This window comes from Ruegeria sp. BHSB056 (assembly GCF_059613305.1).
Genome location: NZ_JBXWSG010000080.1, coordinates 1 through 17,430 on the forward strand (window position 1 = coordinate 1; position 17,430 = coordinate 17,430).

The window sequence follows — 17,430 nt, forward strand, 5'->3', positions numbered from 1 at the left end:
CCCGCTGTTGGTCGGTCGGACCGAGATCACATTCGATGGCGCGCTGAGCCAGAAGCAGATTGAAATCCGCGACGCGGTGATCAAAGGTCCAGCCCTTGTGGCAAGCGCCACTGCAACAATTGACGATCCGACGGATGCACTGGCCGTGGACGGAAAGGTTAGTCTGAACGTCCCGGACCTGTCACCTTTTTCAGGCCTTGCCGGGCGAGATATTGCAGGCTCGGTCATAGCGGACGTCGCTGGCAAAGGTACGGTTGGCAGCAGGGTATTTGACGTCAAAGGCAACTTGGCTGCCGATGACATCAAGTCCGGCATCAACGCGGTTGACACCCTGATCCCGGGGCGAACGAACCTGACCGTGGATGCGGTGAATGACGAGGCCGGTCTGAACATTCGCACATTCCAACTGATCGGCACCGCCCTTTCTGCGGATGCATCCGGCAAACTGGATCGCGATGCGGGCGGAGTGACCTTTTCCGCAGCACTGGATGATCTGGGGCGGCTGTCAAAATCACTCTCTGGGCCTCTGAAACTGGACGGCAACGTCGCTCCGACACAGTCCGGGCTCGAAGGAACCGCTCACTTGCTTGGGCCAGAGAGTTCTTATGCCAAAGTGGCCGGTACGGTGGACACAAATGGATCCGCCGATCTGGACTTTGATGCCAAGTTCAACCGCATCGAAAGGTTTGTGCCAGAGTTTCCCGGCACCCTTACCGCTGCGGGCAATGCAAAGCGGGACAGTGGCGTTTGGACCATCGACGCCAAGGCACAAGGTCCCGCGGACATCGTCAGCACGGTTGCAGGAACATTTGATGAAACCAGCAGCAATGCTGATATTTCTGCGCAGGGTGGCGTAAACCTGGGGATTGCGAATGCCTTTATTACACCCAGAAAAATTGAAGGATCCGCGCGTTTTGATCTGGCCCTCAAAGGCCCGGCTGATCTGGCGTCCCTAAGCGGGTCGATTACCACCTCGGGAACATCCCTAGCACTTCCCGGCGCGGGTCAGACCATCACCGGGATCAACGGACAGGTGGATCTGGCGCAAAGCCGTGCAACCATCAAACTGAACGGCGGTGTGCGGGCCGGTGGTGGCTTTACCGTCAATGGACCTGTCGATCTAACACCCCCATTCAACGCGCAGATCACGACAACAATCGACAACCTCGTCCTGACCGATCGGCTTTTGTATGAGACGACTTTGAATGGCCAGATTGCCATGACCGGCGCCTTAGCCGGGAACAGTTCGCTGGCCGGGCAGATCACCTTTGGTGAGACCAATATCAACCTCGCTGCGGCTTCGGGGGCTGTAGGTGCTGCACCAATCCCCGAGATACAGCATGTCAACGAAAGCGGTGCCAGTTTCATCACGCGCGAGCGCGCAGGTCTGGTGGCTACCGAAGACAAGGGCCAACGCACATCCAGAATAGCGCTGGACATCAACTTGCTGGCGCCCAAAGCCGTGTTCGTACGGGGGCGCGGTGTAAATGCCGAGCTGGGTGGCCGGATTTCCATTGGTGGCACCACGACCTCGGTTGTCCCATCAGGTCAGATTGAATTGATCCGTGGTAATTTCGATATTCTGGGCCGCAGGCTGGCCCTGACCAAAGGTATCGTGACCCTACAGGGTGACTTGACGCCCTACATCGAGTTTGAATCCTCCGCCAGCACCTCGGACGGCACCGCGACCATCGAAATCGCAGGGCCGCTGGATTCACCAGAGGTCAACGTGTTTTCCGATCCCGAGCGCCCGGCTGAAGAGGCACTGGCGATGCTGCTCTTTGGGAACAGGTTCTCGGAAATCTCACCGTTCCTGATTGCACAGATGGCCGCATCGCTGGCGCAACTCAGCGGTGCTGGCGGGGACGCGACCAAGGGATTACGCGACTCTACCGGTGTTGATACGATTGATGTTGGTGCGTCAGAAGGTGGCGCGGGCCGACTGGGTGCCGGGGCCTATTTGGGTGAAAACCTCTATACCGACTTCACCGTCAATACCGAAGGCAATACCGAGGTGAACCTGAACCTTGATGTCACCGACAACTTCTCGGTCAAGGGCACGGTTGACGGTCGTGGAGAAACAGGCATCGGAGTGTTCTTTTCAAAGGACTATTAGAATCGCGTCCGACCCCGGAAACTAATTTCGGCGAATTCCTATCGGTTGGCCGACCTGCGAAGCCGGTTCCAGAGATTTGTGATCCTCCACCATTTGCGCAAGACGCGCCGCTGCCCAATCCGGATAGGGCTCGGAGCGCCCGGTGCTGTGGCTGACATTCATGAAAAGCGCCTCTTGCGTCGCGCAAATCTCGTCAGTTTCTGACAAAAGCATCTGCGCGAAATAATGTCCTCTCTTGCTGTCAGCATCCAACATTCGGAACCTGAAATAAAACGATGAACCGTCTTTGACTTCCTGCACGAAATGCAGATGAGACTGCAGGATGTAAGGTCCCTGCCCCAACGCCTTGACCTGCACCTCGCCCAAACCGAGATGGTCAACCATCAGCTTTTCCAAAGCCATGTCAAAGGCGACACCGTAAAACCCAACATTCATATGGCCGTTATAGTCGATCCATTCGGGCCGTACTTCAAAGCCGCGAATTTCCACCGGCGCGGCATATGGGCCATCATGCCCGCCAAGAGGTGTCATAGTCGGCTGCATCTGGCCCCCTTTACTGTGCGTCTTGTTCGTCAAATATTGCAACGGCCCGGACAAATCCGGCAGAGGCCCCTTTTATCTTGAAAGGGAAACAGGAAATCTCGAACCCTGTGGGCGGCAAATCTTCCAGATTGGTCAGTTTTTCCAAGTGGCAATAGCCGATATCCATCGACGCACGGTGGCCTTCCCAGATTATAGATGGATCTCGGGTCTCAGCGTATTCCTGAGCGGTGAGCGGAAACGGTGCATCCCAGCTCCAGGCGTCAGTGCCGGTGACACGCACGCCACGTTCAGTCAGAAAAAGCGTCGCTTCGCGCCCCATTCCACATCCTCTGACCAGATAATCCGGCGCGCCATAACGTGTCCCTGCAGCAGTGTTGACCACGACGATATCCAACGGGCAAAGACCGTGCCCGATGCGCTTCAATTCGGCTTCGACATCTGCCGCGGTAACGACATACCCATCCTCGAAGTGCCGAAAGTCCAGCTTGACGCCAGGGTTCATGCACCATTCCAACGGCACTTCGTCGATGGTTATCGCCCGTTCACCTTTGTTCATCGTGGAATGATGGTGATACGGCGCATCCAGATGCGTGCCGTTGTGGGTCGCGATCTGCAACCGTTCGATTGCCCATCCTTCACCGTTCGGCAAGTCTTGCCGTTCCAGGCCCGGAAAGAATGACATGACCTGTTCTGCCGTCTGGTCATGGGTCAGATATTCGATTTGCGGCAACATGATTGGCGGGTCAGACACGATCCCGGTTTCCAACGGAACGGACAGATCGACGAAACGACGTGCCATAAAAAATTCCTCCACCATATTCCCAAACAAGGTTGGTCGAGCACAAGCGTCTGTCAAGAAAAGAAAAAGGCGACCTGTCTGGCCGCCTTCTTTGCTTGATATGTGTTGATCTTACTCAGCCGCAACTGCGCTTTCGATCTTTTCGACGCGAATGGCCGAGAATTTGAACTCGGGGATTTTGCCATAAGGGTCGATGGCCGAATTGGTCAGGATGTTCGCCGCCGCCTCAACATAGGCAAACGGGATGAACACCATATCCTCGGCAATCGCCCGGTCCGCGCGGACCATGATCTCAATCGAACCACGGCGTGTGGTCAGGCGGATCATGTCGCCTGGTTCGATTCCCATCAGCTTGAGCGTACGTGGATTCATCGAACAATTCGCCTCGGGCTCAACCGCGTCCAGAACATTGGACCGGCGGGTCATCGAGCCAGTGTGCCAATGTTCCAGCTGACGGCCAGTGGTGGCGATCATCGGGTATTCGTCGTCCGGAGCCTCATCCGGCGGAATGACGCTGGCGGGGGTGAACTTCGCCTTGCCGCCCGAGCGGGGGAAACCATCCCCGAACACGATGGCCTGACCCGGATCGGTTTCGCTGAGCGACGGGTAGGTAATCGTCTCGGTCTCCAGACGCTCCCACGTGATGTTGTCAAGCGACGCCATGGTCAGTTTCATCTCGGTAAAGACCTGCGACACATCGGTGTAGTCCCAGTTCAACCCGATGCGCTGTGCCAGCTCGACTGTTATCTTCCAATCTTCGCGCGCTTCACCCGGGGGGGTAACGGCAGGCCGTACACGCTGTACCTGGCGGTTGGTGTTCGACACAGTGCCGTTCTTTTCATAGAGCGCCGAGGCAGGCAGGATGATATCGGCATAGTTCGCCGTCTCGGTCAGGAAGATGTCCTGCACGATCATCAGATCCAGCTTGGCCAGCGCCGCGCGGGCGTGGTTCACATCCGGGTCGGACATGGCCGGGTTTTCACCCTGAATATACATGCCCTTGATGTTGCCCGCATATGCCTGATCGATGATCTCAGTCACGGTCAGACCTTTCTCGTTCGAGAAGTCATCCGAATGCCAGACATCATTGAATCTGGCGCGAACGCGGTCGTCTGTCACCGACTGATAGTCTGGTAGGAACATCGGGATCAGTCCGGCGTCTGATGCACCCTGCACGTTGTTTTGCCCCCGCAGCGGGTGCAGGCCCGCGCCGGGTTTGCCAACATTTCCGGTCATCAAGGCCAGCGAGATCAGGCAGCGCGAGTTGTCGGTGCCGTGGATGTGCTGGCTGACGCCCATGCCCCAGAAGATCAGGCCCGCTTTGGCCTGCGCAAAGGTGCGGGCGACCCGGCGCAGCTGGTCCGGTTCAATACCACAGATCGGTGCCATCGCTTCGGGCGTGAAGGCGCGCAGGTGCTCTTTCTCGGCCTCCCAGTTCTCGGTCCAGCGATGGATGTACTGGCTGTCATACAGCTCTTCCTCGACGATCACGTTCATGATCGCGTTCAGCATCGAGACATCCGCCCCCGGACGGAACTGAAGCATTTCGTCGGCAAACTTGCGCATACCAACGCCGCGTGGGTCCATCACGATCAGCTTGCCTCCGCGCTTGGCGAACTGCTTGAAATAGGTCGCCGCGACAGGGTGGTTCTCGATCGGGTTCGAGCCGATGATGATCGCCACATCGGCATTCACGATCTCGTTGAAGGTCGCAGTCACCGCGCCCGAACCTACATTCTCGATCAGCGCCGCAACGGATGAAGCGTGGCACAGACGGGTGCAGTGATCGACGTTGTTGTGCTTGAAGCCCTGACGGATGAACTTCTGGAACAGGTACGCCTCTTCGTTGGTGCATTTGGCCGAACCGAAGCCCGCAACCGAACGTGGGTCTTCGGCACGCAGGTCCATCAGCTTGGTCGCGGCCAAGTCCATCGCTTCTTCCCAGGTCGCCTCGCGGAAATGGCTCGACAGGTTACCCGGATCAACGTTCAGCCCCTTGGCAGGCGCATCCTCGCGCCGGATCAAAGGTTTGGTCAGGCGGTGCGGGTGGTGGATGTAGTCAAAGCCAAAGCGACCTTTGACACACAAACGACCTTCGTTTGCGGGGCCATTGATGCCCTCGACATATTTCACCTTGCCGTCCTTGACCTTCAGCGACACTTTGCAGCCCACACCGCAGAAGGGGCAAACGCTTTCGGTTTCGCTGTCGTAGTCCTTGCTGTCCCCCTGCTGCTGGTCGTCCAGCACGGTGGCCGGCATCAGCGCACCGGTCGGGCAGGCCTGAACACATTCACCACAGGCCACGCAAGTTGACGCGCCCATCGGGTCGTTCTGGTCGAACACCACCTGCGCGGTATGACCGCGACCAGCCATGCCGATCACGTCATTCACCTGCACTTCGCGGCAGGCCCGAACACAAAGATTGCAGTTGATGCAGGCATCCAGATTGACCCGCATCGCCACATGGCTGTCATCCAGCAGCGGGATTTTCTCGGCCTCTTTCGCAGGAAATCGGCTGTCGCTGACATCGTTCAGCTTGGCCATATCCCAGAAATGGCTGGATACGTCATGCGGCTGCTCGGGCTGGTCGGCCACGAGCAATTCCATCACCATGGCGCGCGATTTCTCGGCGCGGTCGGTATCGGTCTTGACCACCATCCCGTCAGCCGCCGGGCGGATGCATGAGGCGACCAGCGTGCGCTCGCCCTCCACCTCGACCATGCAGGCGCGGCAGTTGCCATCGGGGCGGTATCCCGGCGCAGGCTTGTGGCACAGGTGCGGGATCACCAGGCCCCGGCCATTGGCTGCTTCCCAGATCGTGGTGCCCTCGGGCACAGTGACGTCATCGCCGTTCAGGTTGAAGGTGACGGTCTTGGTTGGGCTTGCGTCAAGCATGGCTCTGTCTCCCTCAGATTTCGTCAGCGAAATGTTTCATGACCAGGCGGATCGGATTCGGGGCCGCCTGCCCCAGACCGCAGATCGAGGCATCGCCCATGACCTGACACAGATCCTCCAACAGATCGGTGTCCCACTTGTCGGCCTGCATCAGCTTGACCGCCTTTTCGCAGCCTGCCCGGCAGGGTGTGCACTGACCACAGCTTTCATCCTCAAAGAACCGCAGCATGTTAAGCGCGGCATCGCGGGCGGTGTCCTGATCGGACAGAACCACAACGGCGGCAGACCCGATGAAGGTGCCAAGCGGCTGAAGCGTGTCGAAGTCGAGCGGGACGTCGTCAATGCTTGAGGGGAGAAGACCAGACGACGGCCCGCCCGGTTGATACGCCTTGAACACATGGCCATCAGCCATGCCGCCGGCGGCATCAATCACATCAAGAATGGTCGAACCTGCGGGCAGCAGGTAAACGCCTGGCTTCGCCACACGCCCCGAGACCGAATAGCTGCGCAGGCCCTTGCGGCCGTTCTTTTCAACAGAGTTCAGAATCTGCGGCCCTTCGCGGCAGATTTTTGAGACCCAATACAGCGTCTCGACATTGTGCACCAAGGTCGGACGGTTAAAGACCCCAACCTGCGCCACGAACGGAGGACGGTGGCGTGGCAGGCCCTTCTTGCCCTCGATCGATTCGATCATCGCGGATTCTTCACCGCAGATATAAGCGCCAGCACCCCGGCGCAGGTCGATGTAACCCTTTGCGACGATACCGGCATCTTCCAATGCCGCAATCTCACGACGCAAAATACCCAGCACTGCCGGGTATTCGTCGCGCATGTAAATGAAACAGGTCTCGGCCTCGACCGCCCATGCCGCGATCAGCATACCTTCCAAGAAGACATGCGGTGTGCGCTCCAGGTAATAGCGGTCTTTGAACGTGCCGGGTTCACCCTCGTCGCCGTTGACAGCCAAATAGCGCGGGCCTTCGTTCATGCGAACAAAGCCCCATTTCTTGCCCGACGGGAAGCCAGCGCCGCCCAGACCACGCAGGCCCGAGGACAGGACGTCTTCTTGCACCTGTTCCCAATCACCGCCGTCGCGCAGCTCTATAAGCTTGGCGTAACCGCCTTCGGCCTCATAGGCCGTGAAGGTCTCATAGTCGGGCAGATGCGCATGGGTGTCCCCTGATGCAATCGCCGACTGCACCTTTTCGGGGGTCGCATGATCAATGTGATTGTGGCCAATCTCCAATACCGGGGCGGTATCGCAACGCCCCATGCAGGGCGCGCGAACAACGCGAACTTCGGCAGGGTCCAAACCGCCTTCCAGTGCCTGCTGCAACTGCTGGGCACCGGCCATTTCGCAGGAGAGGGAATCACAAACCCGGATGGTCAAAGCGGGAGGAGGTGTCTCGCCTTCTTTCACCACATCGAAATGGGCATAGAAAGTCGCGGTCTCGTAGATCTCGGCCTGACCGATCCGCATCTCGACGGCCAATGCCGCGATATGGTCGGCGCTGATATGGCCGTGTTCGTCCTGAATCAAATGCAGGAATTCGATCAACAGATCACGGCGGCGCGGGCGATCGCCCAGCAGGCGTGTGATTTCAGCCTGCGCCTCATCCGTGAACTGACGGCCCTTGGGTGTGTGCCGCCCCTTGCCTTTACCTGACTTCCAGACGCCCTTGGGTGTGCCTGATGGCTTGGTATCTAATGGTGCCATGATGCCCTCCGATTGAGGTTCCGTCTCTCATCAGGCAAACATATCGTCAAATCGCTTTTGGCAATCGCACGATAACGACACCTTATCACCGCAAAGAGGTCACCACATCCCGCAAAGCCTTGACCGTCGGCAATTCGGGGTCCCGGTTAAGGGTCGCCAGACAAATCGGTTTGCTGACAACAGGTTCGATCAGCGGCAACACTTTCGTTCCCTTCAAATCGCCCAGCGCGCGCACCAGAACCCGAGGGACAACCGTCGCCGCCAGCCCCTCACGCACCATGACCATCGAAGCCGTGAAACCGCTGGTTTCGGCCACGATGTCAGGGTGCAGCCCCTGTTCGGCAAACACCCGGTCCAGAATACGCCGGTTCTGCATCTGCGGCTCTAAAAGGCTGAGCGGAAATTCTGCGACCTGCGCCCACGGAATCGGGCCGCTTTGGTCCGTCAGATGCGTGGGCACCAACAACACATAGGTTTCCTCATAAAGGGGCTGAACCTGCCGGAAATCGGTGCCGATACTGTCACCATAGGTTACTCCAGCATCAAGGCTGCCTTCGTCCAGTCGATGCTGAATTGCAGTGGCTGACATGGTTTCAATGCGTGTAACGATACGAGGATGCGCGTCACGCAGCCTTTTGACCAACCGTCCCGTGAAGGCGATTGCGGTCGGGATCACGCCGAGGATCAGTGTGCCCGTAATCTCTCCCTTTGCAGCAAGCACCTGCTGTTCCAGCGCCTTGGTGTCGTCCAGAATACGCCGCGCCCGCTGGACGATCATCTCGCCCTCTTCGGTCAGGCCCTGAAACCGGTTGGCGCGGCGGACGATGGAGACACCCAAACGATCCTCAAGATTGCGGATGCGCATAGAAAACGCAGGCTGTGAAATCCCGCACTCCTCGGCCGCCTTGGCAAAATGCCGATGCCGCGCCAAGGCGCTGAGGAGTTGAAGGTCGCGGATTTCGATCAAGGAAAGCTCCAATGCTGCGGATAAGGCAGGATACCCCGCTCACCCGACAGGAACAGCCCAATTGATCAGGTATTAAACAAAAAGTGCATCACATCGCCGTCCTTGACTATATAGCCCTTACCCTCTGCCCGCATCTTTCCCGCCTCTTTCGCGCCCTGCTCGCCATTTGCGGCGACATAGTCGTCATAGGCGATGGTCTCGGCGCGAATGAAACCCTTTTCGAAATCGCCATGGATCACACCGGCGGCCTGCGGAGCGGCGGTGCCAGTGCGGATGGTCCAGGCGCGGGCCTCTTTCGGGCCGACCGTGAAATAGGTTTCCAGCTTCAGCAGATCGTAGCCGGCGCGGATCAGACGGTCGAGGCCGGGCTCTTCTAATCCCATCTCCTCAAGGAACATCTGGGCTTCGTCCTCATCCAGCAGGCTTATCTCTTCTTCGATCTTGGCACTGATGATGACATGGGCATTGCCCTGCGCGGCGGCCATTTCGGCCACGCGGGCAGAGTATTCGTTGCCTTGTGCGGCGTCCTCCTCGGACACGTTGCAGACGTAGAGAACCGGTTTGGTGGTCAGCAGTTGCAACATCTTCCAAGCCTTGGCGTCCTCGTCGCTGACTTCGACCAGACGTGCGGGCTTGCCGCTTTCCAGCATGGCCTGCGCCTCGGTCAACAGGCGATCTTGCTGCTGTGCCTCTTTGTCGTTGCCCTTCAGCTTGCGCACCAGATTGGCCCGGCGCTTTTCGATGCTTTCTAAATCGGCCAGCATCAGCTCGGTTTCGATCGTGTCAGCGTCCGCAACCGGATCAACGCGACCATCGACATGTGTCACGTCGCCGTCTTCGAAACAGCGCAGCACATGGGCAATCGCATCCGTTTCGCGAATATTCGCCAGAAACTGGTTGCCCAGCCCTTCGCCCTTTGACGCGCCTTTCACCAGACCCGCGATATCCACAAAAGTCATACGCGTTGGGATAATCTGTTTTGAGGACGCAATCGCCGCCAGCCTGTCGAGACGGGCGTCGGGAACCGCGACATCCCCGACATTGGGTTCAATGGTGCAGAACGGGAAGTTCGCGGCCTGCGCAGCTGCGGTTTTGGTCAACGCATTGAACAGGGTCGACTTGCCGACATTCGGTAGACCCACGATTCCCATCTTAAAGCCCATCACGGCCTCCTGCATAGAATACGATCGCAGCTTCTATGCAGGTCCGCCTAGATGCGCAAGGGATTGCTGGCGGCACCTTTGCCGAGTCCATTTCGCCACATCACAAAATTGTTTGGAAAATGTGTTCTTGTCTAAATTGAAAAACGGCGCCTACGATAACCAGTTAATATCGCACGATCACTTTTTGTTAGCGGAACCCGATGAAACACTTTTTTCTTGTAACCGTAATGGCGGCAACGGCCTGCGCGTCAGCCCAGGCACAGACCATTGTTTTTGGCGCTGGATACGCTGATTATTCCGAAGACACGTCCGAGGATCAGGGCCTGATCTCGATTGAATACCACCATGCACCATTTCATCAGGCCACGCGGTTTCGCGCCGGTTGGGGTGCGGCCCTAACTGTAGATGAAGATGGTGACACGCATATCGGCGCGGGCCTGATCGGGCAGTATGCGCTGAGCGATCGCTGGTTCGTGGAAGGCAGTGTAATGCCCGGCTACTATAATGCCAGCAACGACCTGAATGATCTTGGGGGCGATTTTCAGATTCGCAGCCTTTTGGGTCTTGGCTATAATCTGAACAATGGCAACAGCGTGTCTGTCGCGCTTACCCATAAATCCAACGCCAGTACCAATGACGAAAACCCGGGCGTGAATGCCCTGCTGGTACGCTATCATCTGGGCTTCTGATCCATTCCTGTCTGGGCGGGATTGATTTTCGGTCAAAGTTTCTGCACATCAGGTCGAAACCCGAGTGCAAGGACATCCGATGACCCGTATCGACGCCAAGTTCGCCGCCCTGAAAGCTGAAGGCAAGAAGGCCTTTGTCGCCTATGTCATGGCCGGGGATCCCGACTATGACACTTCGCTTGAAGTGGTCAAAGGCCTGCCAGGCGCTGGCGTGGATGTTATCGAGCTGGGCCTGCCCTTTACCGACCCGATGGCCGACGGCCCTACTATTCAGGCTGCGGGCCAACGTGCGCTTGAGCGGGGCATGACCTTGCAACGCACATTGGATCTGGCACGAACGTTTCGGGAAACAGACGATACAACCCCCATTGTCCTGATGGGGTATTACAACCCGATCTACAGCTGCGGTGTCGACGCGTTTCTGGCCGATGCAAAAGCAGCTGGTATTGACGGGTTGATCGTGGTGGACCTTCCCCCTGAGGAGGACGCAGAACTCTGTCTGCCCGCGCAAGCGGCGGGTCTGAATTTTATTCGCCTGGCGACCCCGACCACGGATGACAAACGCCTGCCACGTGTTCTGCAAAACACTTCGGGCTTTGTTTATTATGTCTCGATCACCGGGATCACTGGCGCAGCCGAGGCAGAAGCAACCGATGTTGGCCCCGAGGTTGCCCGCATCAAGGCCGCGACCGATCTGCCGGTAATCGTGGGGTTCGGGATCAACACGCCCGAGAAATCGCGCAATATTGCCTCGGTGTCGGACGGCGCGGTGGTCGGGTCAGCGATCGTCAGCCAGATCGGCGCTGGTAAACCTGTGACCGACGTGCTGACCTTTGTAAAATCTCTTTCGGATGGCGCGCACAGCGCCTGATTTCGCAGCCAACATGCGAGAATTGTGACCCGTCGCGGATACCGCGGCGGGTTTTTTGTGACCCTTCACTGTGACGCCAAGACATTGCAGCCTTGGGAATGAATTGGTAAAGAAAACTAACCAATGTACACGGAGCCCTGTTTTCATGCCTGTGATCACCAATATCGAAGACCTCAAACGCATATATGAACGCCGCGTGCCCCGTATGTTCTATGACTACGCCGAAAGCGGCAGCTGGACAGAACAGACTTTTCGCGAAAACACGACCGATTTTGAAAAAATACGCCTTCGCCAAAGGGTTGCGGTAGATATGTCCGGTCGGTCGACATCTTCGCAAATGATTGGCGAAGACGTTTCAATGCCCGTGGCGCTTGCCCCGGTCGGGTTGACGGGGATGCAACATGCAGACGGAGAGATGAAGGCCGCCAAAGCCGCCGAGGAATTTGGTGTACCCTTTACGCTGTCCACCATGTCCATCAACTCGATCGAAGATGTGGCCGGGTATACCGACAAGCCCTTCTGGTTTCAGCTATATACGATGAAGGACACGGACTACATCAATCGCCTGATCCAGCGGGCAAAAGACGCAAAATGCTCCGCGCTGGTGATTACACTCGACCTGCAAATTCTGGGCCAACGGCACAAAGATCTGAAAAACGGTCTGTCGGCCCCGCCCAAATTGACGGCAAAAACCATCGCCAACCTGATGACCAAATGGGCCTGGGGCATTGAAATGCTGCAGGCCAAGCGGCGCGAGTTCGGCAATATCGTGGGGCATGTGCATGGTATTTCGGACGCGTCTTCATTGGGGGCCTGGACCGCAGAACAGTTTGACCCCAGCCTGGACTGGTCCAAGGTTGAAAAACTGATGGAGCAATGGGGCGGGAAAGTCATCCTCAAGGGCATCCTTGATGCGGATGACGCGAGGATGGCCGCCAAGCTGGGTGCCGATGCGATTGTTGTGTCAAATCATGGAGGGCGTCAGCTTGATGGCGCGCTGAGCTCAATTCGTGTCCTGCCCGAGATCATGGATGCGGTCGGAGGCGATATCGAGGTGCATCTGGACAGCGGTATCCGATCCGGGCAGGACGTGCTCAAAGCCTTAGCACTTGGGGCCAAAGGGACCTATGTCGGCCGCGCGTTTGTGTATGGTCTGGGTGCCATGGGTCAGAAAGGTGTCACTACGGCGCTTGAGCTGATCCAGAGGGAGCTTGATACGACAATGGCGCTTTGTGGTGAGAAAAACGTGGCCGCGTTGGGGCGTCACAATCTGCTGATACCTGAAAACTTCGGGGGCCGCTGGCAAGCATAAGCGATGTTTCACAAGGGGGCTCTGCCCCCGACGCCCGTTCCGGGCGCCTTCTCCGGGATATTTTTGGCCAGATGAAGCTGGGGATCCTTCAGTCGTTCGCCAGATAAATACTCCAGGACAGGCGATAGAACCCAACCGAACGGCATGGCAAGAAATACCTCTTTCCAAATCGGGTGAATCAAGCTAAGGACGCGGCTTCACGCGGGTATACAGCCTTGGAGGATGCCCGCCCTAACAATGGAGAATATATCATGGCTGGTGAGATTCCTGATCTCGTAGCTCTGGAACGGACGGGGACAGGCAAGGGCGCCGCTCGTCAGGCACGCCGCGACGGCATGGTTCCGGGCATCGTATTTGGTGGCGACAAAGATCCGCTGCCAATTCAGATCCCTTTCAACGTCCTGTTCAAGCGCCTGAAAGCGGGCCGGTTCAAGTCGACTTTGTGGAACCTCAAGGTTGAAGGTCACGAAGATGTCCGCGTTATCTGCCGCGACGTTCAGCGTGACGTTGTCAAAGACCTGCCGACCCATCTGGACCTGATGCGTCTGCGTCGGACCACCAAGATCGCGCTGTTCATTCCCGTTGAGTTCATCAATGAGGATGCAGCCCCTGGCATTAAGAAGGGTGGCGTTCTGACGGTTGTCCGCCCGGAAGTGGAACTGATGTGCACCGCCGGCGACATTCCCGAGAAGATCACGGTTGATCTGACCGGCCTGAACATCAACGACGTTGTGACCATTTCGTCGGTTGATCTGCCTGAGGGCACCAAACCGACCATCGACCGTGACTTTGTGATTGCCAACATCTCGGCGCCGACTGGCCTGTCCACAAGCGACGAAGATGAAGAAGTTGAAGTTGCAGCCGATGAAGTCGAAGTTGTCGGCAAAGAAGAAGAATAAGTTAGGAATAGAATTTCCGACTTTGAAACGGGGCTCGGGTGAGCCCCGTTTTTTTTGGGACCCGACATTCACGCGCGACTGGATTTCCTGACGTTTTCCGGGCATGAAATGTCTTTGAAGTGGCAAAGGCAGAACAGAAACATGAAGCTGTTTGTTGGATTGGGAAACCCGGGTCAGAAATACGCCCGGAACCGGCACAATATCGGGTTCATGGCCCTGGACCGGATCGCTGCAGATCACGGGTTTGGCCCCTGGAAGTCGAAGTTTCAGGCCGAGATATCGGAAGGTCGGCTTGGCACTGAGAAAGTCCTTTTGTTGAAACCGCAGACCTACATGAACCGATCGGGTCAATCCGTGGGTGAGGCGATGCGGTTTTACAAGCTGGAGTCCACCGACGTTGTTGTATTTCATGACGAATTGGACCTTGCCCCGGGCAAATTGCGCGTCAAGGCAGGGGGCGGGCACGCCGGGCATAACGGACTGCGCTCGATCCATGAGCATATCGGGGCGGCATATGACCGTGTACGCCTTGGGATCGGGCATCCGGGCCGCAAGGAAATGGTTTCGGGGTACGTGCTCAGTGATTTCGCGAAATCCGAAACCAGTTGGCTGGACGACGTTCTTCGGGGTGTTTCGGACGGGGCACCCTACCTGGCACAGGACGAGGGCGGCAAGTTCATGAATGCAGTTGCATTGCGCACTGCCCCGCCGCGATCATCAAAAACCGCTGCACCTAAAGCCGACACACCTTCAACGCCCGCACCCGACACCGAGGATGACGACCGGTCTGCCATGCAGAAGCTTTTGGACAAATTCAGGTAGCACCCCGGCCTCTTTCCGTTACGTAGAGGTTGCAGAATGCAACCTCCCGCGTTCCAATACCGGCCAACTAGGGAGGCAATGCGATGAAATCCATATTGAAGTGGGTGCTGCGCATCGTACTGGCGCTGGTTCTGGCCGCCACTGCCGTCGGGCTGTGGAAGCGCGAAGAGTTGCAGCGCCTATTGGCCGTAAACTCGTTATTTTCGGAAGAGAAGATCGTTCACAATTTCTCGCATATGGACGAGGCTTTTCTGACCGTAAACCTGCCGCGCGGAGACGCGCCAACCTGGGACCTGCCTTATGGCGAAGGATTCGACTTGCCGGAAGGAACCGACAGCTGGATCGATGAACGATCGGTCACGTCGTTGCTGGTCATGCAGAACGGCAAGATCAGATTCGAGGAATATTATCTTGGCACCGGGCCGGATGACCGGAGGATTTCTTGGTCGGTCGCCAAAAGCTATCTTTCGGCGCTTTTCGGTATCCTGCTGCAAGAGGGCGCAATCGGGTCGTTGGATGACCCGGTCGTCAAATATGCGCCCAAACTGAAAGGCAGCGCGTATGAAACCGCGTCGATCCGCAACGTGCTGAACATGGCAAGCGGCGTGACGTTTGATGAAGATTATCTCGACCCAAATTCCGACATCAATCGGATGGGGCGTGTGGTTGCCCTGGGTGGTGAGCTGGACGATTTCGCAGCCTCGCTGCAAGACAGCTTTGCGACGCCGGGTGAAACCTGGCAATACGTCTCGATCGACACCCATGTTCTGGGCATGGTGATACGCGGTGCGACCGGGCGGAATGTGGCAGACCTTCTGACGGAAAAGATCCTTCAACCGTTGGGGCTGGAGCGGAACGGATACTACATCACTGATGGTGCAGGGGTCGCTTTTGTTTTGGGGGGCCTCAACTTTACTACGCGCGATTTCGCCCGGTTCGGACAAATGATCCTGCAGGACGGCATCGCGAATGGAAAACAACTGGTTCCTGCCGAATGGATTTTCGAAGCCACCCAACCCAGCGCACCGACCGCACAAGGAGAGATCGGGTACGGGTATCAATGGTGGATTCCCCGCGGCGCGCATGAAGGAGAGTTTCTGGCCCGTGGCGTCTATGGGCAATACATCTATTTCAACCAGCCCAGGGGCGTTCTGCTTGTGTCCACTGGTGCAGACAGGCTATTTCGTGAACCCGGCGTGAATGATCTTAACATCGAAATGTTCCGCAAGATTGCGGAAAGTCTGTAAGATGCCATTATGCAGAAACAAGAAAGTATCAATGTACTGGGTGGCGTTCTGGCCCCGTGCTCTCGCGACCCTTTGACGGGGTTCTTCCGGGATGGCGCGTGCAATACCTGCCCCGAGGATCAGGGCAGTCATACCGTCTGCGCCGTGATGACGGCCGAGTTTCTGGCGTTCTCAAAATATGTCGGCAATGATCTGAGCACGGCACGACCCGAATTCGACTTTCCAGGCCTTCGCCCCGGCGACAGTTGGTGTTTATGCGCCAGCCGGTTTTTGCAAGCTCATGACGAAGGATGTGCACCGCAGGTTCATCTGGAGGCGACACATCAACGCGCGCTTGAGATCGTACCACTCGACATTTTGCTTCAAAATAAGGCAAAGACCTAAAGGACCCCCTAAGGGGCGCATAGCTGATTCAGAATGCCATTTGCCAGATCAGGCTGACACTGTAGTTTTCAAAACCGCTTTCGCCGATACCGTCATAGAACAGGTTTGCAGCCAGAAGGCTGTCGTTTTCCAGCCGATAGTCAAAACCCAGATCAGCGCGGGCGCGGGCGGTATCCCCTATCGGTGTCACGCCAGGAACAGTGCCTGAGCCGGATGTTGTGCTCCAGATACCAGACAAACCACCGGTCAGCATCATCTGACCACGCGACACCTGGATTGGGTGACTGAAATCCATACCCAACCGTGCAGTGGTAAGGCTGAAATCCTGCTGTGGGATCAGGTTGCCCAGACTATCGGTATAAGCCTCCTGATCGTCGCTGGCATAGCTAACATCCAGCAGCGGCATAAGCGTCAGGTCACCGCGCTTGAACTCTCCGGTTACGCGCGACTGGATCAGCCAGCGTTCACTATCGAAACTGTCGGTATAGGTGCCCAGTGGAGAAATATCGTTATCAGCCTGACCGTACAGAACGCGCCCTTCGAAAAACACCGGCTGGCTGGGCAGTTTGGCGACGACATAAGGTCCGACCAGCCACCCTGTGCCATCCACGCTGGCCGGGCCGTTTTCGGTTTCGGCATAGTCGATCTGCAACATGGCGCCGATCAGAAGGTTCGAGTTCACCCAGCCATGCGCCCCCACCACGGCCAAGGCATAAGAACTGTCGTAATCGTTTTGAGAGCTCCAGTTCCCGGACAGATTGAACCAGACCGGGTGGGTTGGGTCACTTGCAAATTTCAGAAACCCCGATCCTTGCGTTACCGACGAGTCCAGCGCACCTGATCCTGATTGCTGAAGAAACTGCGTCAGCTCTGGCTGATTGGTCACGAGGCTGTTGGCCCGGGCGTTCTGAAAGGCCTGCACCAGTCGCTGTGTGTCCGTTACACCCTGTTGTGTGCTGACCCTGTTGGACGCAAGGTTCAGGTTCCCGGCGGCATCCGAAAAAAC

15 protein-coding genes are annotated in these 17,430 nt (G+C 57.3%); 8 read left to right on the plus strand and 7 right to left on the minus strand.

Annotated elements, in window-relative coordinates; translation table 11 throughout:
• The coding region (locus AC2FND_RS16055) for a translocation/assembly module TamB domain-containing protein (protein ID WP_496770831.1) at window positions 1–2,116 on the plus strand (2,116 nt) is incomplete at its 5' end.
• Window positions 2,117–2,137: 21 nt separating this feature from the next.
• On the opposite strand, the gene AC2FND_RS16060 is transcribed toward AC2FND_RS16055, so the two are convergent.
• From AC2FND_RS16060 to ychF, 6 genes are all read right to left on the minus strand, one after another.
• Window positions 2,138–2,659 carry a thioesterase family protein gene (locus tag AC2FND_RS16060; RefSeq protein ID WP_496770832.1) on the minus strand — a complete coding sequence of 174 codons (522 nt, stop codon included), beginning with the start codon at window positions 2,657–2,659 and terminating at the stop codon, window positions 2,138–2,140.
• A gap of 10 nt (window positions 2,660–2,669) precedes the next feature.
• Window positions 2,670–3,458, minus strand: coding sequence for a cyclase family protein (locus AC2FND_RS16065; protein ID WP_496770833.1), 789 nt, complete (start codon window positions 3,456–3,458; stop codon window positions 2,670–2,672).
• A 111-nt stretch (window positions 3,459–3,569) separates the two neighbouring features.
• The gene (fdhF, locus tag AC2FND_RS16070; RefSeq protein ID WP_496770834.1) at window positions 3,570–6,353 is read right to left on the minus strand and encodes a formate dehydrogenase subunit alpha; all 2,784 of its coding nucleotides are present in this window, start codon (window positions 6,351–6,353) and stop codon (window positions 3,570–3,572) included.
• Window positions 6,354–6,366: 13 nt separating this feature from the next.
• Window positions 6,367–8,070 carry an NAD(P)H-dependent oxidoreductase subunit E gene (locus AC2FND_RS16075; RefSeq protein WP_496770836.1) on the minus strand — a complete coding sequence of 568 codons (1,704 nt, stop codon included), beginning with the start codon at window positions 8,068–8,070 and terminating at the stop codon, window positions 6,367–6,369.
• 85 nt (window positions 8,071–8,155) lie between these two features.
• On the minus strand, window positions 8,156–9,037 hold the full coding sequence (locus AC2FND_RS16080; protein ID WP_480546309.1) for a LysR family transcriptional regulator: 882 nt from the start codon (window positions 9,035–9,037) through the stop codon (window positions 8,156–8,158).
• Window positions 9,038–9,102: 65 nt separating this feature from the next.
• A complete protein-coding gene (ychF, locus tag AC2FND_RS16085) occupies window positions 9,103–10,200 on the minus strand; it encodes a redox-regulated ATPase YchF (RefSeq protein WP_496770838.1) in 1,098 nt (365 codons plus the stop codon).
• A 200-nt stretch (window positions 10,201–10,400) separates the two neighbouring features.
• Between ychF and AC2FND_RS16090 the strand changes: the two genes are divergently transcribed.
• The 7 genes from AC2FND_RS16090 to AC2FND_RS16120 all read left to right on the plus strand — a co-directional run bounded on the left by AC2FND_RS16090 (window position 10,401) and on the right by AC2FND_RS16120 (window position 16,424).
• Window positions 10,401–10,889, plus strand: coding sequence for an acyloxyacyl hydrolase (locus AC2FND_RS16090; RefSeq protein ID WP_496770840.1), 489 nt, complete (start codon window positions 10,401–10,403; stop codon window positions 10,887–10,889).
• A 79-nt stretch (window positions 10,890–10,968) separates the two neighbouring features.
• Entirely contained in the window at window positions 10,969–11,760 is a 792-nt protein-coding gene (gene trpA / locus AC2FND_RS16095; protein WP_496770842.1) for a tryptophan synthase subunit alpha, read from the plus strand.
• Between the two features lie 145 nt (window positions 11,761–11,905).
• Entirely contained in the window at window positions 11,906–13,072 is a 1,167-nt protein-coding gene (locus tag AC2FND_RS16100) for an alpha-hydroxy acid oxidase (protein WP_209505419.1), read from the plus strand.
• A 251-nt stretch (window positions 13,073–13,323) separates the two neighbouring features.
• Window positions 13,324–13,971, plus strand: a complete 648-nt coding sequence (locus AC2FND_RS16105) for a 50S ribosomal protein L25/general stress protein Ctc (protein WP_209598217.1) — start codon at window positions 13,324–13,326, stop codon at window positions 13,969–13,971.
• 141 nt (window positions 13,972–14,112) lie between these two features.
• Complete coding sequence (pth, locus tag AC2FND_RS16110) at window positions 14,113–14,793, plus strand: aminoacyl-tRNA hydrolase (protein ID WP_209505414.1); 681 nt, start codon at window positions 14,113–14,115, stop codon at window positions 14,791–14,793.
• A gap of 83 nt (window positions 14,794–14,876) precedes the next feature.
• The gene (locus tag AC2FND_RS16115) at window positions 14,877–16,040 is read left to right on the plus strand and encodes a serine hydrolase domain-containing protein (RefSeq protein WP_496770845.1); all 1,164 of its coding nucleotides are present in this window, start codon (window positions 14,877–14,879) and stop codon (window positions 16,038–16,040) included.
• Window positions 16,041–16,049: 9 nt separating this feature from the next.
• Window positions 16,050–16,424: a DUF2237 family protein gene (locus AC2FND_RS16120; protein WP_209505410.1), complete on the plus strand. Its 375-nt coding sequence runs from the start codon at window positions 16,050–16,052 to the stop codon at window positions 16,422–16,424.
• A 28-nt stretch (window positions 16,425–16,452) separates the two neighbouring features.
• Here the strand turns inward: AC2FND_RS16120 and AC2FND_RS16125 are convergent.
• The coding region (locus AC2FND_RS16125; RefSeq protein WP_496770846.1) for an autotransporter outer membrane beta-barrel domain-containing protein at window positions 16,453–17,430 on the minus strand (978 nt) is incomplete at its 5' end.